The sequence below is a fragment of the Variovorax sp. KK3 genome (assembly GCF_001984055.1).
Taxonomy (GTDB): domain Bacteria; phylum Pseudomonadota; class Gammaproteobacteria; order Burkholderiales; family Burkholderiaceae_C; genus Variovorax.
In genome coordinates this window covers 1-20,713 of the sequence record NZ_LYVO01000069.1, presented here as the reverse complement: position 1 = coordinate 20,713, position 20,713 = coordinate 1, and the positions used below count along the sequence as shown (strand labels likewise).

18 protein-coding genes and 1 pseudogene are annotated in these 20,713 nt (G+C 68.3%); 5 read left to right on the top strand and 14 right to left on the bottom strand.

The window, feature by feature from the left end; all coding sequences use genetic code 11:
- The first annotated feature begins 88 nt into the window (after positions 1-88).
- Entirely contained in the window at positions 89-4,111 is a 4,023-nt protein-coding gene (locus tag B0W80_RS25930) for a Pls/PosA family non-ribosomal peptide synthetase (protein ID WP_077002041.1), read from the top strand.
- Positions 4,112-4,121: 10 nt separating this feature from the next.
- Here B0W80_RS25930 and B0W80_RS25925 read toward each other — a convergent pair whose 3' ends face one another.
- From B0W80_RS25925 to B0W80_RS25910, 4 genes are read right to left on the bottom strand one after another with little or no spacing between them, the layout of a single operon-like run.
- On the bottom strand, positions 4,122-5,120 hold the full coding sequence (locus tag B0W80_RS25925; protein WP_077002040.1) for a tripartite tricarboxylate transporter substrate binding protein: 999 nt from the start codon (positions 5,118-5,120) through the stop codon (positions 4,122-4,124).
- 33 nt (positions 5,121-5,153) lie between these two features.
- Positions 5,154-6,260, bottom strand: a complete 1,107-nt coding sequence (locus B0W80_RS25920) for a nitronate monooxygenase family protein (protein ID WP_077002039.1) — start codon at positions 6,258-6,260, stop codon at positions 5,154-5,156.
- Positions 6,253-7,485, bottom strand: a complete 1,233-nt coding sequence (locus B0W80_RS25915; RefSeq protein ID WP_077002038.1) for an acyl-CoA dehydrogenase family protein — start codon at positions 7,483-7,485, stop codon at positions 6,253-6,255. Before B0W80_RS25915 ends, B0W80_RS25920 begins: the two co-directional genes overlap by 8 nt.
- A 23-nt stretch (positions 7,486-7,508) precedes the next feature.
- On the bottom strand, positions 7,509-8,705 hold the full coding sequence (locus B0W80_RS25910) for a CaiB/BaiF CoA-transferase family protein (protein ID WP_077002037.1): 1,197 nt from the start codon (positions 8,703-8,705) through the stop codon (positions 7,509-7,511).
- Positions 8,706-8,790: 85 nt separating this feature from the next.
- Here B0W80_RS25910 and B0W80_RS25905 point away from each other — a divergent pair, with 85 nt between their 5' ends.
- The gene (locus tag B0W80_RS25905; RefSeq protein ID WP_077002036.1) at positions 8,791-9,789 is read left to right on the top strand and encodes a LysR family transcriptional regulator; all 999 of its coding nucleotides are present in this window, start codon (positions 8,791-8,793) and stop codon (positions 9,787-9,789) included.
- Positions 9,790-9,803: 14 nt separating this feature from the next.
- Here B0W80_RS25905 and B0W80_RS25900 read toward each other — a convergent pair whose 3' ends face one another.
- The 3 genes from B0W80_RS25900 to B0W80_RS25890 all read right to left on the bottom strand — a co-directional run bounded on the left by B0W80_RS25900 (position 9,804) and on the right by B0W80_RS25890 (position 12,528).
- The gene (locus B0W80_RS25900) at positions 9,804-10,073 is read right to left on the bottom strand and encodes a hypothetical protein (protein WP_077002035.1); all 270 of its coding nucleotides are present in this window, start codon (positions 10,071-10,073) and stop codon (positions 9,804-9,806) included.
- Between the two features lie 196 nt (positions 10,074-10,269).
- Positions 10,270-11,187, bottom strand: coding sequence for an amino acid ABC transporter substrate-binding protein (locus tag B0W80_RS25895; RefSeq protein WP_077002034.1), 918 nt, complete (start codon positions 11,185-11,187; stop codon positions 10,270-10,272).
- Positions 11,188-11,199: 12 nt separating this feature from the next.
- Positions 11,200-12,528, bottom strand: a complete 1,329-nt coding sequence (locus B0W80_RS25890; RefSeq protein WP_077002033.1) for a dicarboxylate/amino acid:cation symporter — start codon at positions 12,526-12,528, stop codon at positions 11,200-11,202.
- A 283-nt stretch (positions 12,529-12,811) separates the two neighbouring features.
- Here B0W80_RS25890 and B0W80_RS35690 point away from each other — a divergent pair, with 283 nt between their 5' ends.
- Both B0W80_RS35690 and B0W80_RS36295 read left to right on the top strand, forming a co-directional pair.
- A complete protein-coding gene (locus tag B0W80_RS35690; RefSeq protein ID WP_179107028.1) occupies positions 12,812-12,967 on the top strand; it encodes a hypothetical protein in 156 nt (51 codons plus the stop codon).
- A gap of 30 nt (positions 12,968-12,997) precedes the next feature.
- On the top strand, positions 12,998-13,120 hold the full coding sequence (locus B0W80_RS36295) for a hypothetical protein (RefSeq protein WP_256856689.1): 123 nt from the start codon (positions 12,998-13,000) through the stop codon (positions 13,118-13,120).
- Between the two features lie 2 nt (positions 13,121-13,122).
- On the opposite strand, the gene B0W80_RS25885 is transcribed toward B0W80_RS36295, so the two are convergent.
- From B0W80_RS25885 to B0W80_RS25865, 6 genes are all read right to left on the bottom strand, one after another.
- Positions 13,123-13,485: a response regulator transcription factor gene (locus B0W80_RS25885; protein WP_077002032.1), complete on the bottom strand. Its 363-nt coding sequence runs from the start codon at positions 13,483-13,485 to the stop codon at positions 13,123-13,125.
- Between the two features lie 26 nt (positions 13,486-13,511).
- Complete coding sequence (locus B0W80_RS25880; RefSeq protein ID WP_077002031.1) at positions 13,512-14,396, bottom strand: S1C family serine protease; 885 nt, start codon at positions 14,394-14,396, stop codon at positions 13,512-13,514.
- A 93-nt stretch (positions 14,397-14,489) separates the two neighbouring features.
- Entirely contained in the window at positions 14,490-16,175 is a 1,686-nt protein-coding gene (locus B0W80_RS25875) for an ankyrin repeat domain-containing protein (RefSeq protein WP_077002030.1), read from the bottom strand.
- Between the two features lie 208 nt (positions 16,176-16,383).
- On the bottom strand, positions 16,384-16,785 hold the full coding sequence (locus B0W80_RS35160) for a hypothetical protein (protein ID WP_143684788.1): 402 nt from the start codon (positions 16,783-16,785) through the stop codon (positions 16,384-16,386).
- Positions 16,786-16,975: 190 nt separating this feature from the next.
- Positions 16,976-18,235 (bottom strand): cation:proton antiporter, encoded by a 1,260-nt coding sequence (locus B0W80_RS25870; RefSeq protein ID WP_077002029.1) that lies wholly within the window; start codon positions 18,233-18,235, stop codon positions 16,976-16,978.
- A gap of 26 nt (positions 18,236-18,261) precedes the next feature.
- On the bottom strand, positions 18,262-19,185 hold the full coding sequence (locus B0W80_RS25865) for an NAD-dependent epimerase/dehydratase family protein (RefSeq protein WP_077002028.1): 924 nt from the start codon (positions 19,183-19,185) through the stop codon (positions 18,262-18,264).
- A gap of 39 nt (positions 19,186-19,224) precedes the next feature.
- On the opposite strand from B0W80_RS25865, the gene B0W80_RS25860 reads away from it, so the two are divergent.
- Positions 19,225-20,289, top strand: a complete 1,065-nt coding sequence (locus B0W80_RS25860; RefSeq protein WP_077002027.1) for a CDP-6-deoxy-delta-3,4-glucoseen reductase — start codon at positions 19,225-19,227, stop codon at positions 20,287-20,289.
- A gap of 57 nt (positions 20,290-20,346) precedes the next feature.
- Here B0W80_RS25860 and B0W80_RS35685 read toward each other — a convergent pair.
- Positions 20,347-20,713, bottom strand: a pseudogene (locus tag B0W80_RS35685) (hypothetical protein); the annotation flags it as partial.

Here is a 20,713-nt window from a genome sequence, read left to right as displayed (position 1 = left end):
CCGTCTTGATGCACAGAAAGTCCGCTCCTTCCAAGTTGTCGCGAAACCTCGTCATCCGCGCCGAGCGGTGGGACGTTGGCCTGTCGACATGTCCGCACTCCTTCTCCCTTTCCCGCAGTCAGCCACAGCTCACGACATCCTGCATGGGCCGTCTCGTCCCGACCTGCTGCGCGACGAACTGCTCGCGGACCTGTTCGAGGCCACCGCCGCGGCGCAGCCCGAGCATCCGGCGCTGGTCTTCGGCGACCGCATACTCAGCTACCGCGAACTCGACGCGCTTGCCAACCTCGCCGCCTCCCGCCTGATCGAAGCCGGCGTGCGACCGGGCCAGATCGTCGGTCTGTGGCTGCCACGCGGCATCGAGCTCATCGCCATGCAGCTCGCCATCGCCAAGACCGGCGCGGCCTGGCTGCCCTTCGATGCCGATACCCCGGTGGATCGCATCGGCGTGTGCCTGGAAGATGCCGATGCGGCCGGCATCCTGACCGAAAACGAAGGGGCGGAGCGCCTGGCCGCACTGGGCCGCACGGTATGGACGGCCAAGGCCCTGCTCGCGCCGGCGCCGAACCAGCCCTTGCGCCGACGCGAGGGCGCGAAATCCACGCACCCGGCCTACGTGATCTACACCTCGGGCTCGACCGGCAAGCCCAAGGGCATCGCCATCACGCAGGGAAGCATCTGCCACTTCTTGCGCAGCGAGAACGACGTGCTCGGCGTGCGCGCCGACGACCGCGTGTACCAGGGCTTCTCGGTCGCTTTCGACATGAGCTTCGAGGAGATCTGGATCAGCTGGCTGGCCGGTGCCACCCTGTGGGTCGCGCCCCGGGACGTCGCGTCCAATCCCGAGGCCCTGCCCGCGGCGCTGAAGGCCCACGGCATCACCGTGCTGCACGCCGTGCCCACGCTGTTGGCGCTGTTCGCGTCGGACGTGCCGGGCTTGCGCATCGTCAACCTCGGCGGGGAAGCCTGCCCCGACACCCTGGCCGCGCGCTGGGCCCGTCCTGGCCGGAAGGTCTTCAACACCTACGGGCCCACCGAAGCCACCGTCTCGGCCAGCCTCGCCGAGCTGCGCCCCGGCGAGCAGGTGACCATCGGGCGGCCGCTGCCCAACTACGCGCTCCTGGTCATCGATGCCGACTCGGACGGCGAGCTCGGCCTCAGTTTGCTACCGCGCGGCCAGGTCGGCGAGCTGTGCATCACCGGCCCCGGGGTCGCCGCCGGCTACCTCGGCCGTCCCGAGCTCACGGCACAAAAATTCCTGCCCAACCCCTGGGCCACCGGTGAGCACGACCAGCGCCTGTACCGCACGGGCGACCTCGCACGCATCGATCCGGCCGGCCGTGTGCAGTGCCTGGGCCGGGCCGACGACCAGGTCAAGATCCGCGGCTTCCGCGTCGAGCTGGGCGAGATCGAGGCCGCGCTCGCACAGCAGCCGGGCATCGGCACCGCCGCCGTGCTGCTGCGCGCGGAAGACGGCATCGACCAGCTCGTGGCGTTCATCGTGGCCGAAGCACCGATGTCCGCCACGGCGCTGCGCGAGGCGCTGGCCGCTCGTCTGCCGCCCTACATGCTGCCTGCGCGCTTCGAGCGGCTGGAAGCCATGCCGCGCCTGACATCGGGGAAGATCGATCGCAAGGCACTCAAGGCGTACCAACTGGCCGCGGCCAACGACGACGAGGAATCCGATCGGCCGCAGGGCGCCGCCGAAGAAGCGCTCTTCGCTGCATTGGGGCGTCTGTTCCCGGGCCTCGCCATCCGGCGCGACGCCGACTTCTTCGCCGATCTCGGCGGGCACTCTCTGCTCGCCGCGCGCCTGGCCTCGACGCTACGCGCCGACCCGCGCTTCGCGCATGCCACCGTGCGCGACATCTACCAACACCGCGTGATCGGCCGCATTGCCGCTGCGCTGGAACGCGACGCCGGCCCGGCGTCGCCCACGCCCGACTGGGCACCGCCTTCGGCCTTGCGCCGCTGGCGCTGTGCGATGGCCCAGGCCGCCGCCATTCCCCTGCTGGTGGCGCTGCGCATGATGCAGTGGCTCGCGCCCTTCTTCACCTACCACTTCCATACCGGCAGCCCGGGCGATTCGATTCCGTACGCCATCGCCATGTCGGTGGCGATGTTCCTGGCGGCGACGGTGCTCGAATTCGCGCTCGCGATCGGTGGCAAGTGGCTCATCGCAGGCCGGCTCGCGCCGGGGCGCTATCCGCTGTGGGGCCTCGTCTACTACCGGTGGTGGCTGGCCGACCGCCTGGTCGACGCCGCGCCGACGTACCTGCTCAGCGGCGCCTCGCTGCATGCCTGGTGGTGGCGCGCGCTCGGTGCACGCATCGGCGACGACGTGGTGATCGGCTCCATCAAGCTGCGCGCGCCCGACCTGCTCGCGCTGGGCGACCGTGCGAGCGTCGGCAACGCGGTCCTCTTCGAGAATGCGCGCGTCGAGCGCGGTGAGCTGGTGCTCGGGCGCATCGACATCGACGCCGACGCACACGTCGGGTCTTACGCCGTGCTCGAAGGCGGCACGCGCATCGGCGCCTGGGGCCATCTCGACGGACAGTCGGCGCTGCGCGAAGGCCAGGCCGTGCCCGAACGCCGGCTCTGGGTGGGCTCACCCGCCCGCGATGGCGGCGCCTTCGATCCGGCTTCCCTGCCGCCGCGCGTCGTCGCCAGCGCCCGCCGCCGCACACTGGAGACGGCCTTCTTCGTCGCCGGCGCGGCACTCGCGTCGGTGCTGTTCTTCCTGCCGGTGTTTCCGAGCTTCATGCTGATCGACGTGCTCGACGACACCGAACGCTTCCCGTGGCTCGAGACCAGCTCTACGGCGCTGCAGTTGCTCAAGTACTTCGTGTTTGCGCTCCCGGCGAGCGCCGTGATGGTGCTGCTGACGGTACTGGCGGCCGCCGCCGTCCGCTGGAGCCTGATGCCCCGGCTGAAGCCCGGCAGTTGGCCCGTGCACAGCCGCACCTACTGCACCCGCTGGTTGATCAACCAGATCCAGGAAGGCAGCCTGAATGTGCTGCACGGGCTCTATGCGACGGTGTTCGCGCCGTTCTGGTACCGGCTTCTGGGCGCGCGCGTGGGCCGCGGTGCGGAGATTTCCACCGCACTGGGCGTGGTGCCCGACATGCTCACGCTCGGCGACGACACCTTCGTCGCCGACGCCGTGCTGCTGGGCGACGAGGAAGTCGACGGCGGCTGGATGACCATGCAGCCCACCGTCGTGTCGCGCCGCAGCTTCATCGGCAATGGCGCCTACGTGCCCGACGGCACCACGCTGCCCGAAAACGTGCTGATCGGCGTGCTGTCGCGGGTGCCCGACCGCCATGCGATCCAAAGCGGCGACACCTGGGCCGGCTCGCCGGCGATGCACCTGCCTGCGCGCGAAACCGTCAAGGGCCACCCCGAAGCGCTGACCTACCGGCCCTCGGCCCTGCGCCGGATCGGACGCACGCTGGTGGAGGCCTTCCGCATCGTCGCGCCGCACGCGATCGTGATCGCGGCCGGCTACAGCATCGTGCTCGCCGTCATGCCGCTGGCCGCAGCCGGCCAATGGGGCGCGGTGGCCTGGTACCTGATGGTCGACGGACTGATCTTCGGCTTGGGCACCTTCGTTTTCGTAGCGCTCTTCAAATGGCTGCTCCTGGGGCGATACAAGCCGCGCGAGGCTCCCATGTGGACGCCCTTCGTGTGGCTGTCGGAGGCCGCGACCAACCTGTATGAAGGCATCGCGGTGCCGAACTTCATGCACTACCTGCGCGGCACGCCCTGGCTGCCCGTGGCCTTTCGCCTGCTGGGCTGCCGCATCGGCCGCGGCGTGTACCTCGACACGACCGACATCACCGAGTTCGACTGCGTGCACATCGGCGCGCACAGCGAGCTGAATGCGCAATGCTGCCCGCAGACCCACCTGTTCGAAGACCGCGTGATGAAGATCGATCACGTGCGCATCGGCGAGCGCGTGACCATCGGGCCGCGCAGCACGGTGCTCTACGGCGCGACGGTGGAAGACCGCGCGCAGCTCGGTCCGCTCACGCTCGTGATGAAGGGCGAGCGGATTCCGGCCGCGAGCACCTGGACCGGCAGCCCGGCCATGCCCGCGCCCCTGGGCTGATGCGCACAGCCTACTGCTGCACCTGAATGCGCCGCCGGGCGATCAGGTCGCCCCAGCGCTGGCGCTCCTTGTCGATCAACGCATCGAAGCGCGCGCCGTCGAGCGCCAGCACCTCGGCGTCGAAGCCGGCGAGCCGGCTGCGCACTTCGGGCTGGGCCATGCCGCGCTGGAACTGCTGGCTGAGCCAAGCCACCACCGGCGCGGGCGTGCGGCTCGGTGCGGCCACGCCGTACCACGACTGCACCAGCGTGTCGGGGTAGCCGGCCTCGGCCACCGTCGGCACGTCGGGCAGCGAGCGGGTGCGCGCAGCCGCGTTCACCGCCAGCGCGCGCACCTTGCCCGCCTGGATCAGCGGCAGCGCCAGGTTCTGCGTGACGATCGCGAACTGCAGCTGTCCCGAGCCGAGATCCACCAGCGACGGCGGCTGGCCCTTGTACGCAACGTTCGTCAGCTTGAGGCCGGTGCGCTCGAAGAACAGCTCCTGCGCCAGGTGGATCGAGCTGCCCACACCCGGGTTGGCGACGTTGAGCTCACCGGGCTTCGCAGCCGCAAGCGCGACGAACTCCTTCAACGTGCGCGCCGCCACGCCGCTGTGCACCACGAAGACCGTGGGCGCCGCCGCGATGCCGCAGATGCCGACGAACTCCTTGCCGCGGGCCTTCATGTCCGGCATGAGATGCTCGCCCACCGACAGCAACGGTGACGCGCCGAGCAAGGTGTAGCCGTCGGGTGCGGCGCGCGCGACGGCGTCGAGGCCGATGCGGCCATCGGCACCGGGCCGGTTCTCGACCACCATGCGCTGCGGCAAGTCGGCCGACAGCGGATCGCAGACCGCACGCACGAGGCCGTCGACGATGCCGCCCGCCGGATAGGGCACGACGATCTTCACCGGCTTGTCGGGAAAGCCGCCGGGGCCGGGCGGTACGGCGGCCGAGGCCAGGCCGGGCGCAAGGGGCAGCCCCGCGGCCATGGCGGCGAGGACGCGGATGTTGAACTGGCGGCGTTGCATGTCGTCTGTCTCCTGTCGTTGTCTGGCTCGAGCTCAGCTCATGTAGGGCGTCATGGATCGCAGCGCGTCGCGCGTCTCCTGCACGAGCCGCTGCATCACGTCGGCCACCGGCTCGATGCGGCGCAGCCAGTCCACGCTCTGCCCGGCCGCTTCGTACATCAGCGGCGCGATCTCGTGCTCTTCCACCGCCGCCAGCAATTCACCGGTTAGCGCCTGCTGGTAGGGCATGGGCAGCGGCTGCGGTGCGCCGGGTGCATCCCACGCATCGCTGAAGGCACTGCGCAGCACGCGGCAGGGCTTCCCGCTGTGGGCGCGCGTGATCACGGTGTCCTCGCTGCGGGCCGCCATCAGCTTGGCGGCCAGCGCAGCGGGCAGCTCGTGCTCGCGCGTGCCCAGCCACAGCGTGCCGAGCCACGCGCCCTGCGCGCCGAGCGCGAAGGCGGCCGCGACCTGTGCGCCGGTGCCGATGCCGCCGGCGGCGATCACGGGCCTGCCCTCAGCAGCGGCCACGATCTGTGGCACCAGTGTGAAGGTGCCGATGGGCCCGGTGTGGCCGCCCGCGTCGTAGCCCTGCGCCACGAGGATGTCGGCACCGGCAGCGATCGCTTTCTCGGCATGGCGCACGCTGCCGACCAGAGCGATGGTCTGCTGACCCGCCGCCCGTGCGCGCCCGAGCACCTGCGGCGGCGTGCCCACACCTGCAGCGAAGACATCGACGCCACTCGCGACGACTGCATCCATCTGCTCGTCGAACAGGCTTTGCGAGCGCACGTACTGCGAGAAGAAGTTGCCGTGCGTGGCCGGCGGCACCCGGTGCGCGTCGAACAACCCGCGCACGAAGTCGCGATGCGCCTGCGGCACGGCCGCGGCCACCGCCTCGCGCGAGTCGTGCTCGGGCAGGCCGCTGGGCAGCAGCAGGTCAACGCCGACCGGATGGTCGGGGCACAGGCGGCGCAGCAGGCGCAGCTTGTCTTCGAGTTCGTGAGGGCCGTCGCGCGCCGCGGCATACACGCCCAGCCCGCCTGCGCGCGAGATGGCAGCGGCCACCTCGACGCGATGCGCCAACCCGAAGATGGGCAGCCGGATGCCGAGCCGACGGCACAGCGGGTTGGTCAGCGAATCGGCGAGCGCTTCAGCCATGGCACCACAGGTCCGGTTCCATGTCGAGGCAGGGGTGGCGCGGCATTTCGCCCGCCGTGCGCAGCACGTGGCGGCCGATCAAGGTCTTGTGCACCTCGCTCGTGCCCTCGCCGATCTGGTTCATCTTGGCATCGCGCATGAAGCGCTCCAGCGGGAAGGCCTTCAGGTAGCCGTTGCCGCCCAGCAGCTGCAGGCAGTCGACCACGATCTTCATGCACAGGTCGGTCGCATGCATCTTGGCGATCGAGGCATGGATCGCAACGTCCGCGTCGCCCGCGTCGTAGCGCAGCGCCGTGCTGTAGACCAGGCAGCGCGCGGCCTCGATCTGCGCCGCCATCTCGGCCACCATCCACTGGATGCCCTGGTGCCCGCCCACCGCCTGGCCGAAGACCTGGCGCTGGTTCGCGTACTGCGCGGCGATCGTCAAGGCGCCGGCAGCGCGACCGAGTGCGATGGCGGCATGGCCGATGCGCGCGCGCAGCAGCGTGTCCTGCGCCAAGGCCATGCCCTCGCCTTCCTTGCCCAGCAGATAGCCTTCGGGCACCTGCACGTTCTCGAAGTCGACCATCGCGATCGGCACGCCGTACCAGCCCAGCTTGGGGATCACCGGCGACACGCTGACGCCCTTGGCGTCGCGCGGCACCACGAAGGCGCTCAGGCCCTTGGCGCCGGCCGGGCCGTCGTCCTGCCGCGCCACCACCACGAACATGTCGGCCACGTTGGCGCGGGTGATGAACTTCTTGCGCCCGCTCAGCACCCAGCCGCCCTTGGGCGAGGTCGTGTAGCGCGCGGCCAGGCGGGCCACGTCGCTGCCCGCGCCGGGCTCCGTCAAGGCGAACGCGGACTGCCGTGCGCCGCTCGCCAGGTCGCCGATCAGCTCGCGCTTGAGCGCATCGCTGCCGCCCGCGACGATCGGCCTCGACGACAGGTCGGTGCCGGTGATCAACGATGCCGCGGTCGAGCACGCGCCGGCCAGCTCCTCGATGATGCGCACGCGCAGCAGCATGCTGGCCTCGCTGCCGCCGTGTTCGCGCGGGAAAGCGGTGGCCACGATGCCCTCGGCCGACAGCAGCTTGAAGGTGTCCCACGCGAACACGTCTTCGCGCGCCACGCGTTCGGCATCGGGGCCGATCTTCTCGGCCACCAGGGCCTGGGTACGGGCGAGCAGCGCGGCCTCGGCCGGCGACAGCTTCACGAGCGGATGGGTTGTTGCATGAAGGGGCATGGGTGCTTCCTGGTTGGGGTGTTTCAGATCACGCCCGCGGCTTGCAGGCGTTCGATGTGCTCGGGGTCCAGCGCGAGGTCGCGGCGGTAGAAGTCGGCGTTATCCTGGCCCAGCGCGCCGCCGCTGTGGCGGATCTCGCAGGGCGCGCCCGCGAAGCGCGGCACCACGTTGGCCATGCGCACGCGGCCGAAGTCGGCATCGGGCACGTCGCAGATGGCCTGGCGTGCGCGCAGGTGCGGGTCGGCCTCGATCTGGTCGATGCCGTAGATCGGTGCGATGGTGCCCTGTGCAGCCTCGAAGGCGGCCAGCACGGCCGACAGCGAATGGGCCGCACACCAGGCGGCGAACACGCCGTTGAGTTCGGCCGCGTGGGCGACGCGTGCGCTGTTGTTCGCAAAGCGCGGATCGGCGGCGAGATCGGCCCGCCCGATCGCGCGGCAGTTGGCCGCGAACAGCGCATTGGTGCTGCCCGCCAGCGACACCCAGTGCCCGTCGGCCGTGCGATAGACGGCAGCCGGCGCCGAGTACTGGTTGGCATTGCCGGAGCGCTGGCGCACCGTGCCGAGCTGGTCGTGCTCGATGGGCAGGAACTCCAGCAGCTTGAGCGTGGCCTCGGTGAGCGACAGGTCGATCTCCTCGCCGGGCGCCTTCGGGTCGCGGGCACGGCGCCACAGCGCGGCGAGCACGCCGATGGCACCGAACAGCCCGCCCACGTTGTCGGCGACCGGGTAGCCCGCGTGCATGGGCTCGCCGCCGGCCTCGCCGGTGAGGTGCGTCAAGCCGCCCATCGCCTCGAACACGCGTGCGAAGCCGGGCCGGTTGCGGTAGGGGCCTGTCTGGCCGAAGCCGGTGGCGCGCAGGATCACCAGGCTGGGCTGCGCCGCCCACAGCGCTTCCTTGTCGAGGCCCCAGCGGTCCAGCGTGCCGGGGCGGAAGTTCTCGACGAGCACGTCGAAGCGCGGCAGCATCTTCAGCAGCAGCGCGGCGCCTTCGGGCTTGCGCAGGTCGAGCGTGATCATGCGCTTGCCGCGGTTGGTCACCTTCCACCACAGCGGCTTGCCGTTCTTGTGCGGGGGGAAGTCGCGGGCGCCGTCGCCGCTGCCGGGCAGCTCGGCTTTCACCACGGTGGCGCCGTAGTCGCCCAGCAGCGCGGCGGCCGAAGGGCCCGCGATGATCGTGGCGATGTCCAGCACGCGAAGGCCTGTGAGGGGTCCGGTCATGTCGTTGCGTCTCCTGAGGAAGACTCTAGTTGCGCGGACTTCGCGGGCCAATGTCCAATCTGGAAATCAGCTATCCGCTTTCGAGATGACTCAGGCTTCTTCGACCACGGGCGACATCGCCGACCTTTTGACCTTGCGCGCACTGCGCACCCTGTCCGCCGTCGCGCAGGCCGGCAGCCTCACGCGCGCGGCCGTGGCGCTGGGCCTGGCGCAGTCGGCGGTGAGCCGGCAGGTCGGCGAACTGGAGCGGGCCTTCGGCGGCGCCCTCTTCCACCGCACCGGCCGCGGCGTGCAGCCGACGGAGCTGGCCCGCAGCATCCTGCCGCGCGTGGAGGCCTTGCTCGCCCAGGCCGAGGAGCTGGCCCACACGGGCCGCGAACTGTCGGGCACGCCGAGTGGCCTGGTCACGCTGGGCCTGGTGCCGGGCGTCTCGGGCTTTCTGGCCGCGGCGCTCTACGGCGTCGTCACGCAGCAGTACCCGCAGGTGCGGCTGCGCGTCATCGAGGGCTACAGCGGCGACATGGAAACCGCGCTCACGCAGGGCCGCATCGACCTGGCCGTGCTCAACCGCTATCGCGCCAAGGGCAGCAACAGCTACAGGCGGCTCTTCGATTCCCAGCTGTGCGTGGTCGGCCGGCGCGCCTTCCTGCAGCGCGCGCTGGCGCCGAAGAAGGCCGGCACGAAGTCCGCTTGGCCGCAGCAGACGACGCTGCAAGGCCTGTCCGGACTGCCGCTGGTGCTGCCGGTGCCGCCCAACGCGATCCGCAACCTGCTCGACGAGGTCGCGCACCGGCATCGGCTGGCGTTGAACCTGGTGCTGGAAGGCAGCTCGTCGGTGATCGTGAAAAGCATGCTGGCCCGCCACGATTGCGCCAGCGTGTTGCCGCGGCACGCGGTGGCCGAGGAACTGCGCACCGGCGCGCTCGCTGCCGTGCCCTTGGCGGAACGCATGTTCAGGCAGCACGTGCTGCTGGCGACCAGCGCGCAGCGGCCATTCACGCTGGCCAGCAAGGCGCTGGCGGGGTTGATTCCGGGTGTGGCTGCCGCGGCACTGGCGCAGATGCCAGCCGGCGCCGAAGCTTAGCCCTTGCGTTAGCCCTAGCCCTTGGCTTGCGATTCGAGCCGGCGGGTGGCGTCCAGCGCGTAGAGCACCGCCTTCTCGTCCTTGGTGGCATCGCCGATCGGCACCTGGGCCGTGCCGTAGAGCTCGCGCTCCAGCCGCTTCGCGCGCTCACCGTACATGGTCGCCAGTGCCTTGTGGTGCTCCGCGGCCGCCTGGTGTTCGATGCGCGCGAGCTGCGCCTCCTCGAGCAGCGTCATCACACGCCGCAGATGGCCGTTTCGGTTGGACTGGAAAAAGCTGAACATCGAATCCTCCTTGGCGGAAGCGAGCGGAAACTGAACTCTTGTAGCTTCAGTCGACGGGGCGGCGCTGTAGGTGCAAGCGCTCTTGTAAACATCTTGTCACGCATTAGTTCTCACTTTCTACCGAAAACTGGGCGCGGCGCGATCCACCAAAAGTTCTATGACGCTCGTTCAGCCCTGCGCCGGTGGCGTTCGGACGTCATTCCGACTTCACCGCCATCGTCTGGATGATCGTTTCGAGCTGCGGGCTCATCGGCAGGTCGATGCTGGTGGTCGACAGCGGCAACCGCCGCAGGAACCAACGCTTGTACTGCCGCTCGATCTCGCCGTCCTGCGCCATGGCGGCGAAGCTTTCGTTGACCACGCGCGTCATCTCGGGGTCGCCCTTGCGGTACATCACGCCGTAGGGGTCGTAAGACAGAAAGTCGCCCACCACCAGATAGTCGCCCGGCACCTTGCCCTTGTTCTGCGCGATCAGGCCATAGAGCAGCACGTCGTCGGTCGCGAAGGCGTCGGCGTTGCCGCCGACCACCTGCGCGAACGATTCGGCATGGTCGCGCTGCACCAGCAGCTGCAGGTTGAGCTTGAACTTCTGCGACAGCTCCTGCATGGTCTTTTCGTTGGTCGTGCCGCGCGTCACGGCCACCTTGCGGCCGGCCAGGTCCTTGAACTCGCGAATGGGCGAGCCCTTCTTCACCAGCAGCTTCGTGCCCGACACGAAGATGGTCGGCGAGAACGCCACGCGCTTCTGGCGTTCGAGGTTGCTGGTGGTCGAGCCGCACTCGATGTCGACCTGGCCTTTTTCCACCGCGTCGATACGCGATTCGGAGGTGACGGGCACCCACTTGGTCTCGAGGCTCTTGTGCACCGCCTCCTCCATCGCGGCCACCAGCAGCTTGCAGAGCTCGATCGAGTAGCCGATGGGCTCGTTGCGCGTCGACAGGTATGAGAAGGGCACCGACGATTCGCGGTAGCCGATGACCACGGCGCCGGTATCGCGCACCTTGGCCAGCGTGCCGGCGAGCGCGACAGGCGCGCTCGGCGCGGGCTCGGTCTGGGACCAGGCCGCCGTGCCCGCCATCAGGGCCACGGCCAGCAGCAGTCGCAGGGATTTCATGGCCGCGCCCCGTCAGGCATGCACCGGGTGCGACAGCGTGGCGGCACGCTCGGCGTCCAGGGCCTGCTCGTTGGCCGTCGCCTCGCTCTCGGTGAGCAACTCGCCTTCCCACTTGGCGACCACCGCGGTGGCGATCGAATTGCCCACCGCGTTGGTGGCCGAGCGGCCCATGTCGAGGAAGGTGTCCACGCCCAGGATCAGCAGCAACCCCGCCTCGGGGATGTTGAACTGGTTGAGCGTGGCCGCGATCACCACCAACGACGCGCGCGGCACGCCGGCCATGCCCTTGGACGTGAGCATCAGGATCAGCAGCATCGTGACCTGCGTGCCCAGCGACAGATGAATGTCGTAGGCCTGCGCGATGAAGAGCACCGCGAAGGTGCAATACATCATCGAGCCGTCGAGGTTGAACGAATAGCCCATGGGCATGACGAAGCTCGAAATCTTGCGTTTCACACCGAAGCGGTCGAGCGCGTCCAGGATCTTCGGATAGGCCGCCTCCGAACTGGCGGTGGCAAAGGACAGCAGAAACGCTTCCTTGATCAGCACCAGCAGCTTGAGGATGCGCTTGCCGAGAAAGAGGAAGCCCGCCAGGATCAACACACCCCACAGCACGAAGAGACCCAGGTAGAAGTCACCCATGAACACGGCAAACTTGAGCAGGATCTCCAGACCGTTGACCGCCACCGTGGCGGCCATGGCGGCCATCACCGCCAGCGGGGCCAGCTTCATCACGTAGCCGGTGATCTTGAGCATCGCGTGCGACAGCTCGTCGATGGCGTTGACCAGCGTGCGTGCCTTGTCGCCCAGCGACGCCAGCGCCACGCCGAAGAACATCGAGAACACCACGATCTGCAGGATCTCGTTGTTGGCCATGGCCTCGGCGAAGCTCTTGGGCACCAGGTGGCTGACGAAATCCTTGAGTGTGAATTTCGATGTCGCCAGGTTGGCGGATGCACCGATGTCGGGCAGCGGCAGGCCCAGGTTGTGGCCCGGCTGCAGCAGGTTGGCCATGATCAGGCCCAGCACCAGCGACACCAGCGAGGCTGTGACGAACCAGCCCAGCGCCTTGCCGAACACGCGGCCCACCGAGGCCGCGTCGCCCATGTGGGCGATGCCCACCACGAGCGTGGAGAACACCAGCGGGCCGATCAGCATCTTGATCAACCGCAGGAACACATCGGAAAAGATCGAGATGTAGCCGGCGATCTGGGTCGCCGACTTCTTGTCGGGGAAGCTCACGAAGACCATGTATCCGATCACGATGCCGATCACCATCGCGATCATGATCCAGGCCGCGGGCGGCAGGCCCTTCTTGGTCTGGGCTGGCGTGCTGTTCATGGAGTGTCCTTTCTTGAAGCCATGGATCCCTGAAGGTCAGCGTGCCAGCGCGCAGATGCTCACGTCTCCAACCCCGCCAAGCACCCGCGTAGCTTGCATCGCCTCGGCCTGGATGTCGAGGCCCCCACGCTGGGCACGCATGCACGAGTGTCAGCCGATGCCGATATCCGTTGCGTGGAAGAAGCGGACACGCGCTGCATTCGCGTGCCGACGACTCTCCGGGCCGCCAACCGCTGGCCGCTGGCGCCTTGGCGGCCTACAAAGAAGTCATTGGAGATGCGTCATGGACAAAAACATCCTGGACTCGACGGGCGATGGCAGGGGCTACGAATGCCTCGGCCTCAATGGCTCCCGCATCCTGACCCGCAGCCATTCGGAAGCCTGCTTCTGGCATTCGCTGGGCTATGTGGTCTTGCACTACTCGCACTGGGCGACCTGACGACGGCGCACCTCCCACGGGAGAAACATCATGTTCATCGTCATGAAGACCGTGCCGTGCGCGCCCGATGCGCACCTTGCCATCGCCTGCATTCGGGCTTGCGTATGGGCCGTCGTCGAGGGACGACCCTTCTGCCCGCTGCGGCAAGGCTGAACTCAAAGATTCAGCACACCCAAGCGCGCGGCATGCGCCACCGCATCGGTGCGGCCCGTTGCATCGAGCTTGTCGATGAGCGACCCGACGTGAAACTTCGCGGTGTGCATCGAGATGCCGAGCCGGCGCGCGATGAGCTTGTTCGACGCGCCTTCGGCAACGAGCGCCAGCACCTCCAGCTCGCGCGGCGTCAGCGTCGAGTCCGCAGGGTCGCCACGCTGCGCCGCCTCCGGCAGCACCACGGCCAGGTCGGCCGCTTCACCGCGATCGGCGATGCGGATGTCGGGCACCGTGGCCAAGGCAGCGGCCAGACGCTGCGACAGCGCCGCATCGTCGAACTCGAGCGCGATCACGATCGGCTTCATTGCGCCATTGTGGGCCGCGGCAGCGGTCAATCCGCCGGCCTTTCACCGACGGTGAGCGTCACCTCCAGCGATTCGCCCGCTCGCTGCAGCGTGAACGCGAGCACCGCGCCGACGCTCGCCGGCCCCAGCCGCCGCAGCAGCAGCGGCACGCTGCGAATCGGCTGTCCGTCGACCGCGACGATGACGTCACCCTGCCGGAAGCCGGCCGCGTCGCCGGGCCCTTGTGCGGCCACGCCCATCACCATCGCGCCCACGCCGCGCGGGTCCACCCGCACCGGCTGCAGGCTCAGGCCCAGATAGCCCCGCGCCACGCGGCCGTGCGCCACCAGGTGCGCCGCCACGCGCTCCACCGTGCTGCCGGGAATCAGCAGCACGCGCCGACGCGGCCCGAAGGTCGCCATGCCTACCGGCCGGCTGCGCGCATTGAGCACCAGCCCGCCTTCGGCGCCCAGGCGCAGGCGAAGGTCCAGTTCGACGCGCGCATCGATGTCGCCGCCACGCAGGCTGCGCCAAGCCGGGCCGGCCAGCGAAACCAGCCCGCTCGCCACCACCGGCAGCCCCTCGCGCGCGCCGACCGTGATCGCGAGTTCACCCGCACGCAGCGGCGTGGCGTCGAACTCGACCTGCCCGGCCTCGAGGCCTTCGCAGCGCAACAGCAGCACGTCGGTGGTGGGGTCGCGCCCCGCCACCTTGGCCGGCAGCGTCGCGCCGCCCGGCAGCGTGATCTCGGCGTCTTCGTCCTCGGGCAAGCCTTCGTCGGAACTCACGATCCAGCCGGGTCGCCATGCGAATCCGCTGGCGCGTGCATGGCGGGTCTGGATCGCGACCACGGCGGGTGCAGCGGAACTCACCGCATCGGCCACGGCGGTGGACCATGCGTCGAGGGAGAAGTTGGAAGGGGTGTCTGGCATGTCGGCTCCTGGTTTCGATGTCATTGTCGAAAGCCGGATGGCCTGCGGCTACTGCCCGGATGGGCAGGCGCTGCGGTCGATGGCGCACTCGGGCTAAGAAGCGTTCAGCAGTACGTTGGCGACCTCTTGGAAACCAAGGATCTTCGCGATCTCGGCCGCAGTCACACCCTCGCTCTCGACGTTGGGATCCGCCTTACGTTCCAGAAGCAGTTTCACGACGTCCAGGTGACCATTTCTTGCTGCCTTGAAAAGTGGCGTGCAACCAGCCATGTCGGGCTCATTGATATTGGCGCCCGCGTCCAGCAGCACCGTCACCAGATCGACACGGCCTCGCCTTGCGGCAAGCGACAGCGGCGTCGAACCATCGGCATGCCCGAGGTCGATCGCCGGCTGCTTTTTCAGAAGACTTTTCAGGATGGATACGTCCCCTCGCTCGACGGCCAACCACAACGGCATCGTCCCGTCCTTCAGCCCTACATTCACATTCGCGCCGTGATCCAAGAGGTAGCCCACCACTTCGACCGAACCGACCCCGATCGTCTGCGCCAAGGGCGTGATGCCTCTGACGCATTGCCGGTTGATGTCTGCGCCGGCATTGACGAGATGTTTGACGATGTCGAGTCGACCGTCTTGGCCGGCAAAATGGATGGGCGTCCACATCAATTCGTCCGCAATGTCGGGATTGGCGCGTCCCTCGCAAAGCATCTTGACGACTTGGAAGTGTCCCCGTGCCGCAGCGACCGCAAGCGGCGTCAGCCCGTCCTCCGAGCGGAAGTCGATGTTGACGTCGCGCTCCTGGAGCAACAGGTCGACGACTTCAATCTTGCCGGCACTGGCGGCCCTGAACAGGGCCGTGTTGCGCAGCTTGGCCACCTGCGCGTCGTCCAATGGTTCGCCGACGGCATTCAGCAGTCCGTCCTTCAGCTGCCTCTCGACATCGTGCGCTCGCTGCCCAGAGCTGTAGTGAACATCGAGTCCTTCGATGCGCGACATGACGATCTGCCGATCGATCCCCTGGAGGTTGCACTTGTGAAAATGGGCTACCGTCGCGTCCGACAAGGGATCCGCGTGGCTCTGCATGATCGCCAAGCAGTGGGACGTGTGCACCAGCGCATGCAGCACCTCCTTGACGTCGGTCGGCACCTCGCCGTTTCGATAGCAGTCGCTGTAGTAGCTGAGCTGCTCCACGATCGCCGAACTACCATCACCTTGAGCGAACTTCCTGCGTCCCCCATCGAGCCTGAAGCTCAAGCCCGGCTGGCCTGTCAAGTCTGGATCCCGGCAGAGCTCCCCCGTGGCGCGCCTGGCATAGCAACCGACCAACGTTACCTTTGAGAAGCCCGCCTGCACGCAGGCTCGCATCACCTCTACGGTCGGAATCCTGTTGCCGCGCTCGTCCATTTCAAGCACATGGCCCATCATCTCTTGCATCTCCCCATGTATCTGCAGGATGACGGGCGTGCCAGGAGGAACTTTCTTCGCCATCTCTTGGAAGTCGTCGAGCTTCAGCCCTCGAACGCCATCACCGAGCACCTGCAGTTCCAGGCCTCCGGCGGCCTCGCGATACCTATCGAGCATCGCTTTGCCGTTGGGGAAGCGGGGCCCCATCCCAAAGACAACGTGGGAAACGAGATCGGAGGGCCGGTCGAGCGAAGTCGATTGCGCTGCGGGGACATCGCCGATCATGGCGCGCTGTTCGGTGTCGTTGTCGTCTTTCGAGTACGGCAGCGGCTGCTGGCTCGGTAGCGAGGTCCTCGATATCGTGTGAGGGAAGTACATGGGTTGCTCCGGGGATTCAGGATCAAAGAACAGGGCGTTGCATCACGGCGAGGGGTCGCCACCGTTTTCTGGTGCGCAGCGCGCGCGTGATGCGTCGGACCCTGCGCTCTGTCACCCGCAGCGAGGCAGCCGTTCCACAGCAACGGCGCGCGCCGATCGGTCCATCGATTCGAGGGACGGTTAACGCATTCGCCTCATCGCGCATCGGCTATGAACGGGCCAGCGTGAGGCGGTTGCGCTTCGTCAGCGCTTGCAAGGCATGCCAGTTCTCGCCCTCGATATCGCGCTTGCGTGTCTCGAATGCCTGCAGCGAATGGTTGAGCTGCAGGGCCGCGACATGAGGTGCCAGCTTCGCGTCGGTCAGCCCGAACGTGCCCAACACCAGCTTGGCCGCGTGTGCTTGAGGCTCAAAGCGACGAAGCTGGCTTGGTCGAGGATGCCGAGGAGGCGATCGTGCATCCTGTTCAGCGAACTCCAACCGCCGATGACAGGCGATCGAATCGAATGGCGGTTCTGTGCCGGAACGTTTGGGCGGTGCCGGCGTTGGATGTCGGCCGAGTCCATGCGTTGAAGTCTTCTCGAAATGGTCGGGTTGCCTGCTTGCAGCCATTCGAGCTCAGGGGGGCCGCGGTGACGCGCACGCAGAAGGGCGTGAACTTTTCGTCGCTCATAAAACTCTTCTCGGGTGTCTTGGATCGCGCGAAGTGCTCGCGCCGGCTCAGCGAGCCTGGGGACGAGTAACGGTGTCGCGCGATCGGTGCCGCGCAATCTCGCGACGCCACGAGTCGAAGCGCGAAACGCTAAGCGTGCAGCTTCGCCGCCGCGCTCTTGGCGTGACGCTCGCGCGTGACCCAGTTGAACAAGGGCGTCGCCATCAAGGTCGTGAGGATCGCCATCATCACCAGGATCGAGAACAGGCCCGGCAGGATCACGCCGGCGTGCAAGCCGATGTTGATGATGATCAGCTCCATCAGCCCGCGCGCATTCATCAGCGCGCCGATGGCCATCGCATCGCGCTGCGGCTCGCCGGCCATGCGCGCCGCGGCCCAGCAGGCGATGCCCTTGCCGCAGAACGATGCCGCCAGGATGGCGACGGCGCCCATCAGGATGGCCGGCTCGAAGAGCACGGCCAGCCGCGTGTTCAGGCCCGAGTAGGTGAAGAACATGGGCAGCAGGAAGATGACCACGAAGGGCTGCAGCTGTTCGCGCAGCTTGTCGGTGAGCGGCCCGCGCGGCAGGCCCGCACCGAGCAGGAAGCCGCCGAAGACGGCGTGGATGCCGATGGCGTCCATGGCGAAGGCACTCAGGCAGAACAGCACCAGCACCAGGGCCAGCACCGACGCGGAGAGCGGCGCCTCGGGCCGCACGTGGGCCGCGAGGCGGCGCAGCAGGCGCGAGCCGATGAAGATCATGAAGAGCGCGTAGGCCACGCCGCCGCCGATGGCCGCGTAGGCACCGCCCCAGGAGCCGCCGAAGCTGGCGAGCACCACGGCCAGGATGCACCAGGCGGCCGCGTCGTCGACGGCGCCGGCCGTCAACGCCAGTGTGCCCAGCGAGGTGCCGGCCAGGCCGCGCTCGTGGATGATGCGCGCCAGCATGGGAAAGGCCGTGATCGCGATCGCAGCACCCAGAAAGAGCGAGGCCTCGAACGGCTTCACGCGCTCGGAGAAGAGGCCGGGGATGTGCTGCAGCCACGGCACCAGCATGAAGGCCAGCACGAAGGGCACGACGATGCCGGCCAGCGACACGGCGGCTGCGCTCTTGAAGCGGCGGCGGAAATGGTCGGCGCGGAACTCGGTGCCGACCAGGAACATGTACATGCCGACGCCCAGCTGCCCGCCCACGTAGAGCATGCCCAGCGTTTCCTTGGGGAACAACGCGCGCTGCAACTCGGGAAAGAACAGGCCCAGCAACGAAGGGCCGAGCATGACGCCGGCGATCATCTCGCCGACCACCTGCGGCTGGCCCAGGCGCTGCGCCAGCCGGCCGACCAGCTGGCACACGGCAATGATCACCGCGACCTGCAGGAAGAAGTAGACGGAAAGCTGGGCTGCCGGCATGAAGATCCTTTGACTCGTTCGTTCGATCAGGGCACGAGGCCCGTGGCCACGGTCGGGTGACGCAGGCGCAAGCGGAGTTCGCGCTTGAGCCGCGTATTGTCCAGCCGCCGCGACTCGCTCATGAAACTCATCTGCAGCAACGGCAGCTGCGCACGTGCCTCGGCGCGCGAGATGCGGGGCGGGCGCGGCAGGCCGTAGAGGTCGGCGGCGAGGTCGATGTAGTCGCCGATCTTGAGTTCGGTGTCGTCGCTGGCGTGGAACACGCGCTGCGTGCCGCCGCGCCAGAGCGCCGCGACGCAGGCACGCGCCAGGTCATCGGCGTGGATGTGGCTGGTGTAGACGTCGTCTTCGGCATGCAGCACCGGCGTGCGCTTGTGCAGCCGCTCGCGCGGCGTGCCGCCTTCGCGGTCGGGGGCGTAGATGCCTGGAATTCGCAGGATGCGCGTTGCCACGCCGGCGCGGCCCAGCCAACGCACGGCCCGCTCGGCATCGACGCGGCGGTGGGCGCGTGGGGTGTCGGGGCGCACGGTGCGCGTCTCGTCGATGCGCGCGCCGCCGCAATCGCCGTACACGCCGGTGGTGGAGCCGTAGACCAGCGCATCGGGCAGGCTGCGCAGGCGCAAGGCCCGCACCAGGGCGACGGTGCGTGCGTCGCGCGACCAGCCGCTGCCTTCGACGCGCGGTGGTGGGGCGAGGTGCAGCACGCGGGTGGCCAGGCCCGACAGGCGGCGCAACGAGCCGGGGCGGTCGAGGTCGGCCACGATGGGCGTGAGGCCGGCCTCGCGCAGGGCGGCCACCCGGTCCGGCGAGGAGGTCAGCGCGAACAGGCGCACGCGGCCGCGCAACAGGCGCGCGGCGCGCAGCCCCACGTCGCCGCAGCCGACCACGAGCACCCGTTGCCGGCGGAAGCGCGTAGGCCTGCTGCCGGCCGGGCTGTTGAATGCGGGCAAAATCGGTTCCTTCTGCTGAACGAGACACGAAGAATACCCATGACGAGTGCAGCGCCGGACGAGGCGGGCTTTCACATCACGGTAGAGCCGAGCGGACGCAGCTTCACCGCACATGCCGACGAAACCATCCTCGCAGCGGGCATCCGCCAGGGCATCGGCCTGCCCTACGGCTGCAAGGACGGGGCATGCGGCTCCTGCAAGTGCAAGAAGCTGTCGGGTGCGGTGACGCATCGACTTCACCAGAGCAAGGCGCTGAGCGCCGAAGAAGAACAGGCTGGCTACGTGCTCACCTGCTGTGCGCAGCCCCAGAGCGACGTGGTGCTCGAATCGCGCCAAGTGACGGACGCCAATGCCTTCCCGATCCGCAAGATGCCGGTGCGGGTGCAGTCGATATCGCGCAAGTCGCACGACGTGGTGATGCTGCGCCTGCAGTTGCCGGCCGGCGAGCCGCTGCAGTTCCACGCCGGGCAGTACATCGAATTCATCCTGCGCGACGGCACGCGGCGCAGCTATTCGATGGCCAATGCGCCGCACACGCTGGGCGAGCCGGGCACGGGCATCGAGCTGCACATCCGGCACCTGCCGGGCGGCAAGTTCACCGACCACGTGTTCGGCGCGATGAAGGAGAAGGAGATCCTTCGCATCGAAGGGCCCTATGGCAGCTTCTTCCTGCGCGACGACTCCGAGAAGCCGATGGTGCTGCTGGCGTCGGGCACGGGCTTCGCGCCCATCAAGGCGCTGCTGGAGCACATGCAGTTCAAGAACATCGACCGGCCGGCCACGCTCTATTGGGGCGGGCGGCGGCCGGAAGACCTGTACATGGACGACTGGGTGCGTTCCGCCTTGGCCGCGATGCGCAATCTGCGCTACGTGCCGGTGGTATCAAACGCGGTGCCCGAAGACAACTGGCGCGGCCGCACGGGCTTCGTGCACCTGGCCGTGATGGAGGACATCGCCGACCTGTCGGGCTACCAGGTGTATGCCTGCGGTGCGCCGGTGGTGGTCGACTCGGCCAAGCGCGATTACGTGTCGAAGCGCGGCCTGCCCGAAGAGGAGTTCTTCGCGGATGCTTTCACGACGGAGGCCGACAAGACCCTCCCCTGAACGCCACGGCCCGCGTGAGGCGGGCCGTGTGTCGTCGGGTCGAAGGCCCTTGCAGCGTCAGGGCACGTTGGACGTTCGGACGTGGAAGGGCCGGCCTTCCACCGCATAGCTGCCGCCGAACTCGACGTTGACGCCGGCCGTGCCCTGCACGGCGCAGCCATTGGGAGGCTGGCAGGCCCACTGGCCGCCGCGGTTGGCAAAGACCACCGCGCCATAGCGGTAGTTCGAGACCTTCTTGCCGGCATAGTCGGCCACGCTGAGCACCATGTTGTCGCTGGCGAAGTTGTCGGCGTCTTCCACGGCGATCGGGTCGGTCATCCGGGTGTCGCGGAATTCGCGCACCACGCTGCCGCTGTCGCCATTGGACGCGAAGCGCACCCACTGGATCTTGCGGTCGCCGCGCGAGGCCACCAGAACCTGCTGG

What these genes read in the sequence shown, in the direction of transcription:
- B0W80_RS25915 (WP_077002038.1), bottom strand. Translation starts at nt 7,485, where the DNA reads ATGCCCCTTCATGCAACAACCCATCCGCTCGTGAAGCTGTCGCCGGCC.
- B0W80_RS25920 (WP_077002039.1), bottom strand. Translation starts at nt 6,260, where the DNA reads ATGGCTGAAGCGCTCGCCGATTCGCTGACCAACCCGCTGTGCCGTCGG.
- B0W80_RS35690 (WP_179107028.1), top strand. Translation starts at nt 12,812, where the DNA reads ATGGACAAAAACATCCTGGACTCGACGGGCGATGGCAGGGGCTACGAA.
- B0W80_RS35160 (WP_143684788.1), bottom strand. Translation starts at nt 16,785, where the DNA reads ATGGCTGCAAGCAGGCAACCCGACCATTTCGAGAAGACTTCAACGCAT.
- B0W80_RS25900 (WP_077002035.1), bottom strand. Translation starts at nt 10,073, where the DNA reads ATGTTCAGCTTTTTCCAGTCCAACCGAAACGGCCATCTGCGGCGTGTG.
- B0W80_RS25875 (WP_077002030.1), bottom strand. Translation starts at nt 16,175, where the DNA reads ATGTACTTCCCTCACACGATATCGAGGACCTCGCTACCGAGCCAGCAG.
- B0W80_RS25870 (WP_077002029.1), bottom strand. Translation starts at nt 18,235, where the DNA reads ATGCCGGCAGCCCAGCTTTCCGTCTACTTCTTCCTGCAGGTCGCGGTG.
- B0W80_RS36295 (WP_256856689.1), top strand. Translation starts at nt 12,998, where the DNA reads ATGTTCATCGTCATGAAGACCGTGCCGTGCGCGCCCGATGCGCACCTT.
- B0W80_RS25910 (WP_077002037.1), bottom strand. Translation starts at nt 8,705, where the DNA reads ATGACCGGACCCCTCACAGGCCTTCGCGTGCTGGACATCGCCACGATC.
- B0W80_RS25930 (WP_077002041.1), top strand. Translation starts at nt 89, where the DNA reads ATGTCCGCACTCCTTCTCCCTTTCCCGCAGTCAGCCACAGCTCACGAC.
- B0W80_RS25860 (WP_077002027.1), top strand. Translation starts at nt 19,225, where the DNA reads ATGACGAGTGCAGCGCCGGACGAGGCGGGCTTTCACATCACGGTAGAG.
- B0W80_RS25890 (WP_077002033.1), bottom strand. Translation starts at nt 12,528, where the DNA reads ATGAACAGCACGCCAGCCCAGACCAAGAAGGGCCTGCCGCCCGCGGCC.
- B0W80_RS25905 (WP_077002036.1), top strand. Translation starts at nt 8,791, where the DNA reads ATGACTCAGGCTTCTTCGACCACGGGCGACATCGCCGACCTTTTGACC.
- B0W80_RS25925 (WP_077002040.1), bottom strand. Translation starts at nt 5,120, where the DNA reads ATGCAACGCCGCCAGTTCAACATCCGCGTCCTCGCCGCCATGGCCGCG.
- B0W80_RS25895 (WP_077002034.1), bottom strand. Translation starts at nt 11,187, where the DNA reads ATGAAATCCCTGCGACTGCTGCTGGCCGTGGCCCTGATGGCGGGCACG.
- B0W80_RS25880 (WP_077002031.1), bottom strand. Translation starts at nt 14,396, where the DNA reads ATGCCAGACACCCCTTCCAACTTCTCCCTCGACGCATGGTCCACCGCC.
- B0W80_RS25885 (WP_077002032.1), bottom strand. Translation starts at nt 13,485, where the DNA reads ATGAAGCCGATCGTGATCGCGCTCGAGTTCGACGATGCGGCGCTGTCG.